The following is a 12,473-nucleotide window of genomic DNA, read 5'->3' as shown; positions in this document are numbered from 1 at the left end:
ACATCCATGTATTTTTTCCCTGAGGTTGTGCCAGCCAAGTACATTCTCAATCCGTCATTTCCGCGACAAGCTGAAATCCATACAGCGAGTACGATTTCTAAGGCTGGGTAAGTATGTCGCGTTTGAGTCCGGCGCTTCTCTCGCCATTGTCTGACGCGCGCCAGTTACTCATTGTTGGTGCAAAGAGTAACCAGAAAACACCTTTTTTTATTCTTTGCTGTGGGCCGGGTTGCTTCGACATTAACCCTGCCTCTTTCATCAGGTTACGCACCTTGAAACGACCAACCTGATATCCCAACTCTTGCATCATTGACTTTAGCGATCGGCTACCAGCGGAACCACGGCTCGCCTTGAACAAGCGACGAAGTTCACTTCGAAGCTTCAGTCGCTCGCAATCGACATTACGAATTCGAGCCTTATACTCATAAAAACAGGACGTGGAAATATTGAAAGCGGAGCAGACCAGTTCAGTGGATTCTTACTCTCTTAACTGGTCTATCAGGGCGTACGTTCGAACTCGTCCGCCATCAAGAGAGCTGTGGCCTTTTTTAAAATCGCTTTTTCGCGTTCTAGCCGGTTGATGCGAGCTTCAAGCTCTTGGATCTTCTGCTGCTCAGGAGTCAAAGCCTTGTTGCTGGGAGTCTTACCACCACGCTCAGCCTGGAGTTAACTGACCCACCGGCGGAGCACTGTTTCCCCAACATCTAAAGAGCGGCTGGCTTCAGCGACCGAATAGCCTTGATCCAATACCAGACATGCAGCTTCCAGTTTGAACTCAGCAGTAAATGAGCGACGCTTTCTTGTCATTAAACACCTCTTTCTTTGGTGGCTACTTTACCACCTAAAATGGTGTCCGGGTTCATTAAACCACTACATATCCTTATTTGTTAGATGCCAGGTCGCTGAACCTTATTTAGTAGTGGTAACGACACGAAATTATCGTTATCGCTTGATCATCGACTGCATAAACAAGCCTGTTAGTGTCATCAATACGACGAGACCAAAAACCAGATAAGTTCTCTTTTAACGGCTCTGGTTTACCGATGCCCTCAAATGGGGAGCGCTTAACTTCATTGATGAGTTTATTGATGCGCTTGAGTGTTTTCTTGTCTTGAGTTTGCCAATACAGGTAGTCATCCCAAGCGTCATCAGTCCACGATAGTAAATGTTGACTACTACTCATCAATTAACTCTCGTGCAGTTGTTTTACCTGCACGGTACTGTGCTATCGAACGGTTTAGGTGTTCAGCGTTTTGAGGAGAGCGTAGTAAGTGAACTGTCTCCATAAGGCTATTGTAGTAGTCTAAAGACATAACTACAGCATCTTCAGAATCACGGCGTGTAATAACTGTTGTATCAGCGTCATTAACTACACCGTCCAAAACAGCTTTGAGACCATTTCTAGCTTCAGTAAAAGATACGATTCTCATAAGAACCTCCACATGTACATTTAACGGGACAAGTATAGTCTTCATCAATCTACTTGTACAGTAAATTGAACATGCAATATTGATAAGGCACATAACATTTTATTCAACGACACCATGCCGTATAACTCTTTTAATCAGAAGCCACTGTAGTGTTTGATCATATTAAACTAACTGCGCATTACCATATAAATATATCAGTAAGATACACGACAGCATGTCGTATATCTTACTCAAACTACTTATGCCACCCTATTGATATTCTTTACTTTTTTTGTATTTCATGATTTACCCCAAACAATCAGTGTTTATACACTTGTAACTCAGAGACATCAGTCACTTTCTCCGTGCAAAGATGCCGCAGACATGCGAATACCCACCCAGCCTTAGAAATCGCACTCGCTTTATGAATTCCCGCCTGACGCGGGCATGACGGCCTAGTAACGTACTTTGATGGTACATAATCAGGGAAAAATTCAGGACGAATTTTTAGGTTGTCGGCGCCGGGAGCGCCTACAATCGGCCCGGACCACACCAAAGAACAAAAGGCATTTCTGGGTACGCTTTGGGCTGACAAAGAGTACCTGGCGCGCATCAGACAATGTCAATTGAGCCACAGAACCCAATGCGCGACAAACTCACCCAACCCCAGCGCAAAAAAAATCCGAAGCAACCGCTTCGGATTTTTCAGAGAGTAAACGGAAACCCTTACTCACCGTAAATATCAAACTTAAAGTACTTACCGGCAATACGGTCATAGGTACCATTTTCACGGATAGCCTGAATCGCTTTGTTGAATTTATCCGCCAGTGCTTTGTCTGTTTTACGCAATGCCAGGGCTGTTCCCTCGCCAATATAAGCTTTGTCTGTTACTGCTTCACCGACAAACTCGAAATTCTGGCCTTGCTCTTTTTCCAGAAAAGCCAGCGCAAGCTGATCCGAGTTACCAAAGGCGGCATCGAGACGGCCGGTAGTTAAATCCAGATACACTTCGTCCTGCCCTGTATAACGCTGAATTTTCGCTACATCGCCATACATGTCAGTGACATAACGGTCATGAATAGTGCCCAGCTGAACACCGATCTTTTTCCCTTCCAGGCCGGCTTTATCTATGCTGATACCAGCATCGCTACGAGCAACAAACCGGGCCGGAGTCTGATAATACTTGTCGGTAAACAATACCCGCTGCTTACGTTCCTCTGTGATACGCATAGATGCCATGATTGCATCTGACTTACGGGCTAACAGCGACGGAATCAAACCGTCCCAGCTCTGCGTTACCCAAACGCAGTCCAGTTTCGCTTCCTGGCAGAGTGCATCGGCAATTTCAATATCAAACCCTTTCGGGGTGCCATTCGCGTCTTTGTAGTTAAATGGCGGGTAAGTAAAATCGGATGCTAAACGTACCGGTTTATCCGCAGCCTGAACATTCGCCATCATTGCTGTTGCCAGGATCAGACCCAGACCTAGTTGCTTTTTCATTGTTGTCCCCTCTTACACTGTCGTGTTTATTCTTTAATTTAATGGATACTCTTTTAACGCATCCAGTGTTTCCTGCATGCTGTTTCGGGTACCGATAGAAATACGGACACAGCGAGCCAATCGCGGATCATGAGCCTGATTACGGGTCACTATGCCTTTTTGCAGCAGGTACTGATAGAGGCAATCGTCGGTACTGAATTTAATCAGAACAAAATTGGTGGAAGACGGGTACACCTTCTCGACGAAAGCCAGCCCTGCCACTTCCTCAGCAAACCAGTTTCGAATGGACACCAGCTCATCCGCCTGACGACGCATGGCCTCAAGTCCTTCTTCCTGGAGTGCTTTTTTGGCGACCAGCGCACTTGGATCCGCTATCGGATAAGGAGGAATCAAGCGTGCAACATAATCCATCACACTCGTGTCAGCCAGTAAAAATCCTACTCGGATCGAGGCCAGTCCGAACGCTTTCGACAAGGTACGAATCACAACAAGATGCGGATACTCGGCTATCAGATTCACCACACTGGTGTGCGGCGCAAACTCAATATAGGCCTCATCAACCACCACCAGAGTGGAGTCTTTGCTCGCTTCAAGCAAAGCCACAATTTGCTCGTGAGGGATAACGTTACCTGTCGGATTATTAGGCGAACATAAAAACAGAATTTTACTGTCTTTCAGATAAGGGGTAATCGCCTCAACATTCAGACTGAAATCCTCTGCCAAAGGCACTTTCACTGTGTTCACTGCAATTGAATCGGCACAGAACTCATACATTGCATAAGTGGGAGGGCAAACAATGATTTGATCATTACCCGGCTGGCAAAACGTCCGAATCAATAAATCGATCCCCTCATCGGCCCCGCGAACCGCCAGCGATTGACATTGCAGCGCTGCGCCACCTAAGACATTTTCGCTGTATTCCAGATACGCTTTTTCAATAACGTGCGGAAGAAAATCAGGGTAGCGATTGTAACTCTCTGATTCGCCGTAACGCTCACTCTGCTCCAGCTCGTTGGCGTTAAGCCAGATATGTCCTTTCCCGCCAATGCGGCGAGCAGACTGATAGGGTATGAGGTTTTTTACTACCTCTGGAACTAATTTCGTAGCTAGCGACGTCACAACACACCTCTTCGCAATGCATGAATAACAAAATTAAGCCCAGATTTATGATTAAACATTCAACCTGAGAATCTTTATATTTTCCGTTTACATAAATTAAACAAATAAATTTGAAATAAGAATCGAAAAGTAGGCATACTAGCCATGAGAAAAACGCATGGCTTGAGAGGTTTGATTCACTGATGCGACTTCCTTCTACCCGAGAGCTTCAGGCTTTCCTGATAACCGCTGAACACTTAAATTTTACGATGGCAGCTAAACACCTGAATGTCACTCAAGGCGCTGTTAGCCGCCAGATTCTGGCTTTGGAAGAACAGTTGAAAGTCAGACTGTTTCAACGCCATGCCCGCGGGCTAACGCTGACAACCAAAGGGCATGCATTTTTACCCATGGTGCAGCATGTCATGACCCAACTGCAAAAGGCAGTCGATCAGGTGTCGAATGAGAAACAGCAAATCAAGTTAAAAGCCCCCAGCTGTATTACCTCCTGGCTGCTGCCAAAACTGATGTCATTTCAGCAGGCCCACCCTGATATTGATGTCGAGTTAACCTCTGCCATCATGCACAGCGTGAATTTCTCGTCCGAACCTTTTGATGCGGCGATTTGCTATGACGAGCAACCTCCCCATAAAGAAGTAAAAACATTTCGTCTGTTTGATGAATACTTGTCACCCATGTGCTCACCAGTGTTATTTCAACACTCTCAACTGCCCGTTTCGCCGGAGCAGCTCAGTCAGTATACCTGGCTGCATGCAACGCCACAGCATACCGACTGGCGGTTATGGCTGACACATATGGGTTATGTGGGTAAACACGCCATCCAGAACCAGCGGTTTGCCACTCTGGATTTAACAGTAAGTGCGGCTATTCAGGGCTTTGGTATCGCGGTGGGGGATGTTGAACTGGCCAAGCAAGACTTAGATGCCGGCCGGTTAATCATGCCCTGCCCGCAAAGTGTGCCTTCGGGTAAACGATACTATCTGGTTCGGCCAAACGTGACCCCGAATGCATCCTTGTCCCTGCTGTTTGACTGGATTCTCAGTGACATTCCGCCCGCCTCAGTCTGAGGCGGCCGACTGCAAAAACTGCATGCGTTGCTGCTCTTCTGGTGTGGGGGTATACGGTTCATCACTCAACAGAGACACGTCTATGGTGCCCAAGGGCCAGACGGGTTTCTGGCTGATACCATATTCCGTTTCTTCACCGGGAAAGCCCGACATTTTCTCTACCTGAAACGTTCTCAGTTCATAGTCATCTGTGTCAGACAGGACACTATTGTGCGCTTTCAATGTGACCGTCTGTTCACCTGCAAAAAGCGATTGCCTGGCGCTCAGAACGGCGACAGGCTTCCCACTCTGGGTATAAAGGTTGGCTCTGACACGGTATATCCCATCACGCTTAACCGACAAAGTGACCGGAATACTCATATCAGCACGCTCGGAAACTGGCTTAGCGACTGCAACAACTTCTGCCACCGGTATGTAATAGCGAAAATCAGCGGTAAGTATGTCGGAGCCTGTTGTGAAGTAAATGTTTGCTCTGGCTCGTATTTCTGACGGCCAGCTCTCGTCAGACTCAAAGAAAACCTGATTGCCCAGTGATTGTTCAGCGGCCAGCTTTTGATATGTATTGACATCAATCAGCTCAACAGATATCGACTCAACCGGCAAACTGCTCTGCACCGTCAGGCTCACAGGATCAGGATAAAAATGCCGAAAGGAATCAAGAAATAACGACGCAGTATGATTACCGTCCATGACGGGAGCCTGCACCGCGACAAACCGGTTCGGCTCAAGCCACTGGGTATCCTGAACCGATAGTGGCCTGGAGTAAGACGGATAAGCCAGTTCTGCAGCGTATACACTTGAAATCACAACAAATTGATCTGCCATATCAACAGGAAGCGTTATCTCCTTCTGCCCAGGTGCAGTTTTTCTGTCATCTGAAACCGATAAGTGGGGTGCCACTATTGCTGGCTGGGTCGCCACCAAAGCGGCTTTATTGCTGGTACTAACAGTTTCTCTGGCTGCAACCTGCACAGATTCCGTATCCGTGTGCTGAGTTGGCCAAATGCTATAGATGGCAAACATCAACACAGCAGTGCCTGAAAGCCCGACGACTATTATCCTTTTCTTTTTCATATCCAACCTGCTGAGGATGGCTTTGACCTGCGCCAAAGCCATGAAGAGATCACAAGAAAGAATGCACAATTTCAGACATAGTCAGGGTATCCGAACCATCGACATAACGGTAATAGGCGCCATTTAGCCAGTACCATTCATCGGTAGAATTCACGCGGACAAGGTTTCCATCCAGCAAACTGACCTGCTCCGCGGCCGTTGTAACTTGTCCTTCATGCTTATTATGGATCAGGCCGCTGTGGCTGTAGCCTTCCCCCATCAGTAATGGGTAATGATAAGGCATGAACTGGCTGACACCTCGAGATTGTGTTGTAAGCTTACCGTTATAGCCCACATTCACCGAGCAGCTGGTAAAGTCTCCCGCGTTACTGGCACCGCAAGTGGAATGACTGGCCACTACCCCGTCATCGTTACCGGGCAAATACCCTGAGGTAACCCCCAGATAATCACTGCTGTCGCCGGTAAAACGGATTCTGGGAACACGGCTGTCCGGCAAGGCAGCAAGCTGGCGCGCATTGGCAACACGAAGATCGTTCAATACGCCCGTATTGTTTTTGCTGGGCATCTCTCCCAGCCACAAGGACACTGCGTATTTCAGCATGCTGTTCCATGTTCCGCTGCCTTCAGCAACATTCACTGCCATGTCACCTAATTCAGACCCGCCACCGGCACCCGCAAAATCAAATGTCGCAATAATATTGAGTGGCTGCAGGCCGGCATTTTCCAGCCAGTTTGCCTGGTTATCGATCAGATAGCGCGTCACCAGATCACCGGTTGAATGGGTGACAAACACGCAACCTGGATGACATAAACCTTGCTCCGAAAACGCTTTCAGCTTAGGCCACACGTAATCTGTCGATATTTTTCCCGTAATCCGTTCGTGAGATGGCCAGTCGATACGGGCATCAGCACGGGATTGCCAATAATCTTGCCAGTACGAGGCCCCGTCCAGATTAACCTGACTACTGTCGGGTTTTGATTGCAACTGCCCAGGCTGGAAGCCATGAACCAGGACGACTTTGTAATCGCTCAACGCGGCCTGAGCAGAACCCGCCGCAAGGAGTGTTGCTAAGGTGAGGTAGGTCGAAAGTGTCTTCATAGTCATTCTTCTTCGTTATCAACATTATTCTTTCATGTGGCGCAACAGTCACTTCAGTTGCACTGCATCTAGTATTTGCGACTACGAGCATTTTTTATCTTCTTAATGTTAAAAATTTGATCTAAACCATAACTTTTTTATCACAAAGAAGACGAAAAAACGCATAAAAATGCGCACTTTCGAAAGTGAAAATGTTTGATAATTTTTAAATTTGATTTATTTTTCAGAAGACTAAAGAGATAAGGCTGATTTAAACAAGGCTGCGCTGGTCATTATTCACAGCAGAGAAAAGGAGAAACGAGTTACTTCACTCGCATGACACTATGATGGCTATCGCCTAATTTAAACTCAAGCACCTGAGAGCGCTTCATGCTCTCTACTTCACTCAGCATCGCTTCACTGTAACCTTTCTTGCTCATCCACTGGAGCGGTGTTGTAAAGCTGTCTTCACTCACTATGAATGATTCATCCTGGAAACGGCTTTCACGGACATTGACGACCCAGATCCTCTGCTGAAAGTCCATCACGGACTGAAAAGCCGTCAGCAATCGCTGCCATCCGCTGTTTTTGGGTCTGTTCAAGCGCCCTCCTACAATTAAAGTGTCTATCAATAACTGCCACACGTTAAAGCTTGTCTGTCGGATTGCAAGACTTTGTTCATCAATTCTTACTGCATGCCAAATAAACCTGGTGAATGTCTCGCAATGTTGCGATAAGACGTTAGAATTTATCAACATACAGCTTTAAATAGCCTCTCGGCTGTGGCTGGTTCACACGACAGGATTCACTTATGCTCCGCCCAATGACTAAACACCTGATTCTAGCGACTGCTATTGCCACTGCGTCAGCGACTTTCACTACAGTGCAAGCCGCTGAACCTGAATGTCCGCCATTGTTAAACCATGAGTTCACTAAACTTAACAGTGCTGATTCCGTGAATTTATGCCAGCAATTTCAAGGTCAGGTTCTGCTGGTAGTCAATACCGCAAGCCAGTGCGGTTTCACCCCTCAGTATGAAGGTCTCGAAACCTTGTATCAGACTTACAAAGACCAGGGGTTTGCCGTTATCGGTTTCCCGTCCAATGACTTCTTCCAGGACAGAGGCAATGAAGAAAACACGGCAAAAGTCTGCTACCTGGATTACGGCGTAACGTTTCCCATGATGAATCGCAGCGCTGTTCGCGGCAGCGACGCCAACCCTGTGTTTAAGCAACTGACTAACGACTCGGGTATCACGCCCAAATGGAACTTCTACAAATATCTGGTCGATCGCAATGGCAAAGTACTCACCGTTTTTGCCAGTACCACCAAGCCGAACGATCCTAAACTGACGCAAAGTATCGAACAATTACTGACGCAAGCTCAGTAACCAGACTCCCTGTTTTTGGCCTGCTGCGACTTTTTTCTATGACCCGAATCGCATCAGGCCAATGCTTTGCAATTTTCCTGCTTATTTTTGATTTCACCCCTTGTTCTTTCACGAACAACCTGCGATCTTATCGCCATTCATTACGTTCCATCACACCTTAACCATGTCAGGACACACCATCAAAGGCATCCCTTTAATTCAGGCTTCAGCCCTGTCTCTTATTACGCTTTCCGTTATTTACCCGTTATCAGCCTTGGCTGGCGATCGCCCAGAACTCAGTACTGAACAAATGTGTTCACAAGTGGGTCATATCGAGCTGGCAGCATTAACGCCGGCAGACCGCGAGGCTTATCTGCTGGCACAGGCTGATAACACACTGTACCAAGTGTGGGAAATAGCAGAGAAGGTCTCAACAGGTTCCACTTACCCCCTGACAGAAAAGAATCAGCTTACGCTACAGCTCATCTGCGAAGGCGGATTCGCGCCTGCAGAAGAGAAGTATGCCGTGCAGGATGCGTTTGATCATTGGCAACATAATCAGCCATTCACATTTGATTTGTGCCAATACATCACTAGCGGTGTTGGCTCGGCTTTCTGTGCCAATCGGTTTGCCGGTGAACAGCATATTGAAAGAAAACAGCGACAGGATACCGCTATCCAACAGTTGCCTGTTTCCCAGCAGCAAACCATTAAAAACGCGGTCAGAATGGCAGAAGACTTCTTTGAGCACAGAGCAATACATGAAGAGCTTCACGGTGGCAGCAGCCATACGGCCTTTCGCATTGAATCGGTATCTAACCAAAACGACAGATATCTGTCGCAAATTCTGGACACGTTAGCGGGTAACCAGCCAGAAGACATTCCATCGTTAGATGAAGCCGATTCTACATTAAGCCAGACTTATGACAGCCTGATTCAGCGCCTGAAAATGGGGCCGATTGAAGACTTTAACCTGGAAGTCACTGCTCGGGATGTTGAAAGCGTACAGAGAGCATGGCTGATTTACAGTGAACAAACCGCAATGATGCTGGCTTCTCTGAACACTACCCTGACCATGCAGGACTGGCTGGGAATACTCACGGCTGAACGCAACCGACAATTGTCTGAAATGCTGGAATACATGGATTTAGATAAACGCTAATTTGTTCTGATTTCTGGTATACCGTTATCCGGTTACAGCCACCAGCCCCCGACATTTCACCTGGGTTGGTGGCTGCGATACCAACAGTAGTACCCTACTTAACCGGAATGCAGAAACTGGTGTCACAGATATCATTTGCTTCATCCACACTGTGGTACAGCTCAAAACACGGTCGCTCATAATCGAACTGCATTTTGGTCTCTTCCGCTATCTCCTGATGCAGCTGTTGCCAGTACCTCCCGTATTGCGTCTTATCTGTTACTTGTTTACGTAACGTTGCGTAATCGCCACCCGGTAAATGAGTCAGCGCAATCGGGCCTTCTACCTGAGTGCTTTCAGGCACAGTGATGCCGACACGGGTGCGGCATTCTTGCGGTGGTGTTTTTTCCACATCATCAAGGTAGACGAAAATACACCGCCCTCCCTGCAGCCCTTGCTGTGCAGCCCAGCCAAACAGGGTGCTTAATGCCGGATCATAATTCTCACCGTATGGCCCCTGTACTTCGACATAAGCCAGCCAGTTCGCAGACAATTTTTCCTTTTGCATTATCATTCTCCAGTTAATGAACAATAAAAAAAGCACTGTATAAATATACAAGTCCATTCTGACCTGTCAATGTACCGAGCTGGTATATTTCTGCATTGATGCGTATTGTTTAATCAGCGCCACACAAAGCAAATTACTGACTAACTCAATAATTAAAAAGGAAAACACCATGGGCCTACTGGATAAACTACTGGGCAATGCCGGGGAAATGGCGATTTCTGAAGCGACGGAAGAGCTTCAGATCATTCTGGGGCCTAATGAAAAGATTGAGCTGGCCTACAAGCTGATAAGAGACATGCTGATCCTGACCGACTGCCGTTTATTGCTGATAGACAAACAAGGTATGACAGGGCGAAAAGTGGAATATCGTTCAATACCTTATAAGTCGATTACCATGTTTCTGGTGGAATCGACTGGCAATTTTGACTTAGACGCAGAGTTAAAAATCTGGATTTCAGGCCAGCATGATCCAATCGGTATGGAATTTGGCAGCAAAACCAATATCTACCAGCTGCAAGGATTACTTGCCAGTAAAATTGCCGGGAAATAGTCCCGGCTCAGTCGGGTTAATAACAGGCCGGGCGAAAGAGCGAGGTTAATTATCGATATTTAAGGTGTGCTTCAGCCAGTCTGCAATATCTTTAACCTGTTGCATGCACACCTGATGTTCCATGGGGTAAACCCGCCACTGGGGATGAAAGCCGAGCTCCTGTAAATCTTCTACTGCCGATTTACCCATGGATGGCAGCACGACAGGATCAAAGCTGCCATGCATCACTTCGATAGGCAGTTGGCGATTATCAGGTGCCACATCAATGCTTTTAGCGGTCGGAAAATAGGTGGACAGCGCCAGTAAACCGGCCAATGGATGCGGATAGGTTAACGCGGCCTGATAAGCCACTGCCCCTCCCTGAGAGAAACCGGCCAGAATGATCCGATCACTCGCAATGCCCCGCCCACGTTCACGGTCAATCAGATCCGCCACTTTGTCGGCAGATTCCAGCAACTGTTCTTTGTCCAATTTCCGGCCGATACCCATTTCGAGAATATCGTACCAGGCTGGCATCACCATTCCGCCATTAACTGTCACAGGCAACGACGGTGCATGAGGAAAAATAAAGCGCACAGGGGAATTAGCAGGTAACTTTAATTCAGGGAGAATGGCTTCGAAATCATGGCCATTCGATCCCAATCCGTGCAACCAGATAACAGAAGCAGTGGGTTTGACCTTAGGATTGACTTCAACGCAGTCTAATTGAGGCATGATAAATTCCTTATCAATCAGTTCTGTGGTCCATGTTACGCAAGTTAACGAATGCTGACCAGCACGCATTTACCATGTACAATCAGACGCACATAAATAAGTAGGGAAAGCAATGAAAATAGACAAGAATGATTCAACCATTGACGATTTTCCTTTTTATAACGACAAACCTGCTGCCTTCAGCCCCCGCCAGTGGCTACTCCTTGTGGTACTAGTCTTTGCTGGGTTTGCGGTATTGATTACTCCCATCCCACTCTTTGCCACCCCATTTGGACAATTCATTCCCGCCATCCTGTTTTTTGCCATTCCTCTTTTCTATCTTGCCCGGATAGCTCCCTTCCACTGGCGCGCAATCTTTCGCCCGATGTCATTCAATCATCTCAAATGGATGATAGGTATTGGTCTGTTAAATCTAGTAATCAGCGTCTTGCTCGGTTTACTGGTCGTCAAACTTTTTGGTGCCAACCCTAATCATGCTTTGGCACAGTTGTCAGACATGACGACCGTAGAAAAAGTATTGTTTTTTCTCAAGACCTTGCCACAGCTGTTTGGCGAAGAAATTTTCACTATTCTGCCTTTCCTGGCGCTGATGCATGTTTTCTATTCCCACTGCCACTTTTCAAGAACGCGCTCGATTATTCTGGCATGGGTGATCACCGCCGTCATTTTTGGCCTGGCGCATTTACCCACCTATGGCTGGAACCTCTTACAATGTCTGTTAGTCATAGGAACCGCCCGGCTGGTGTTATCCCTTGCTTACCTCAAGACCAAAAGTATCTGGGTTTCTACCGGCGCCCATATTATCAATGACTGGATAATGTTCAGCATGGCACTGTTTGTTGGTGTACCCACCACATAATTAGACGCTATAGGTTCAGGAGACC

At 47.1% G+C, this 12,473-nt stretch carries 14 protein-coding genes and 1 pseudogene; 5 read left to right on the top strand and 10 right to left on the bottom strand.

Annotated elements, in window-relative coordinates; genetic code table 11:
* Positions 1-223 precede the first annotated feature (223 nt).
* The 5 genes and pseudogenes from KCG43_RS18110 to hisC form a co-directional block, all read right to left on the bottom strand.
* Positions 224-807: pseudogene (locus tag KCG43_RS18110) on the bottom strand (transposase); the annotation flags it as partial.
* 106 nt (positions 808-913) lie between these two features.
* Positions 914-1,183, bottom strand: a complete 270-nt coding sequence (locus KCG43_RS18105) for a Txe/YoeB family addiction module toxin (protein ID WP_192014137.1) — start codon at positions 1,181-1,183, stop codon at positions 914-916.
* The gene (locus KCG43_RS18100) at positions 1,176-1,430 is read right to left on the bottom strand and encodes a type II toxin-antitoxin system Phd/YefM family antitoxin (RefSeq protein WP_005526636.1); all 255 of its coding nucleotides are present in this window, start codon (positions 1,428-1,430) and stop codon (positions 1,176-1,178) included. The genes KCG43_RS18105 and KCG43_RS18100 overlap by 8 nt, the downstream gene beginning before the upstream one ends.
* 705 nt (positions 1,431-2,135) lie before the next feature.
* Complete coding sequence (locus tag KCG43_RS18095; protein WP_192014139.1) at positions 2,136-2,909, bottom strand: ABC transporter substrate-binding protein; 774 nt, start codon at positions 2,907-2,909, stop codon at positions 2,136-2,138.
* 33 nt (positions 2,910-2,942) lie between these two features.
* A complete protein-coding gene (gene hisC / locus KCG43_RS18090; RefSeq protein WP_192014141.1) occupies positions 2,943-4,028 on the bottom strand; it encodes a histidinol-phosphate transaminase in 1,086 nt (361 codons plus the stop codon).
* 182 nt (positions 4,029-4,210) lie between these two features.
* On the opposite strand from hisC, the gene KCG43_RS18085 reads away from it, so the two are divergent.
* Positions 4,211-5,095: a LysR substrate-binding domain-containing protein gene (locus tag KCG43_RS18085; RefSeq protein WP_218386659.1), complete on the top strand. Its 885-nt coding sequence runs from the start codon at positions 4,211-4,213 to the stop codon at positions 5,093-5,095.
* Here the strand turns inward: KCG43_RS18085 and KCG43_RS18080 are convergent.
* The 3 genes from KCG43_RS18080 to KCG43_RS18070 form a co-directional block, all read right to left on the bottom strand.
* Entirely contained in the window at positions 5,087-6,169 is a 1,083-nt protein-coding gene (locus tag KCG43_RS18080; protein ID WP_218386657.1) for a hypothetical protein, read from the bottom strand. The genes KCG43_RS18085 and KCG43_RS18080 overlap by 9 nt on opposite strands.
* Before the next feature lie 49 nt (positions 6,170-6,218).
* Positions 6,219-7,268, bottom strand: coding sequence for a hypothetical protein (locus tag KCG43_RS18075; protein ID WP_218386655.1), 1,050 nt, complete (start codon positions 7,266-7,268; stop codon positions 6,219-6,221).
* 302 nt (positions 7,269-7,570) lie between these two features.
* The gene (locus KCG43_RS18070; protein WP_218386668.1) at positions 7,571-7,792 is read right to left on the bottom strand and encodes a hypothetical protein; all 222 of its coding nucleotides are present in this window, start codon (positions 7,790-7,792) and stop codon (positions 7,571-7,573) included.
* Between the two features lie 266 nt (positions 7,793-8,058).
* On the opposite strand from KCG43_RS18070, the gene KCG43_RS18065 reads away from it, so the two are divergent.
* Both KCG43_RS18065 and KCG43_RS18060 read left to right on the top strand, forming a co-directional pair.
* Entirely contained in the window at positions 8,059-8,637 is a 579-nt protein-coding gene (locus KCG43_RS18065; RefSeq protein WP_370630711.1) for a glutathione peroxidase, read from the top strand.
* 163 nt (positions 8,638-8,800) lie between these two features.
* Positions 8,801-9,778: a hypothetical protein gene (locus tag KCG43_RS18060; protein WP_218386652.1), complete on the top strand. Its 978-nt coding sequence runs from the start codon at positions 8,801-8,803 to the stop codon at positions 9,776-9,778.
* Between the two features lie 94 nt (positions 9,779-9,872).
* Here KCG43_RS18060 and KCG43_RS18055 read toward each other — a convergent pair whose 3' ends face one another.
* Positions 9,873-10,325, bottom strand: coding sequence for a GyrI-like domain-containing protein (locus KCG43_RS18055; RefSeq protein ID WP_218386650.1), 453 nt, complete (start codon positions 10,323-10,325; stop codon positions 9,873-9,875).
* Between the two features lie 169 nt (positions 10,326-10,494).
* On the opposite strand from KCG43_RS18055, the gene KCG43_RS18050 reads away from it, so the two are divergent.
* Positions 10,495-10,875: a PH domain-containing protein gene (locus KCG43_RS18050; RefSeq protein ID WP_161455251.1), complete on the top strand. Its 381-nt coding sequence runs from the start codon at positions 10,495-10,497 to the stop codon at positions 10,873-10,875.
* 45 nt (positions 10,876-10,920) lie between these two features.
* Here the strand turns inward: KCG43_RS18050 and KCG43_RS18045 are convergent, their stop codons facing one another.
* Entirely contained in the window at positions 10,921-11,589 is a 669-nt protein-coding gene (locus tag KCG43_RS18045) for an alpha/beta hydrolase (protein ID WP_192014153.1), read from the bottom strand.
* Between the two features lie 112 nt (positions 11,590-11,701).
* On the opposite strand from KCG43_RS18045, the gene KCG43_RS18040 reads away from it, so the two are divergent.
* Positions 11,702-12,448 carry a CPBP family intramembrane glutamic endopeptidase gene (locus KCG43_RS18040; protein ID WP_192014155.1) on the top strand — a complete coding sequence of 249 codons (747 nt, stop codon included), beginning with the start codon at positions 11,702-11,704 and terminating at the stop codon, positions 12,446-12,448.
* Positions 12,449-12,473: the final 25 nt, after the last annotated feature.

Source organism: Photobacterium sp. WH24 (genome assembly GCF_019204055.1).
GTDB classification, from domain to species: Bacteria; Pseudomonadota; Gammaproteobacteria; order Enterobacterales; family Vibrionaceae; genus Photobacterium; species Photobacterium arenosum.
The sequence above is the reverse complement of the archived record's forward strand: the minus strand, read 5'-3'. Positions and strand labels throughout refer to the sequence as shown.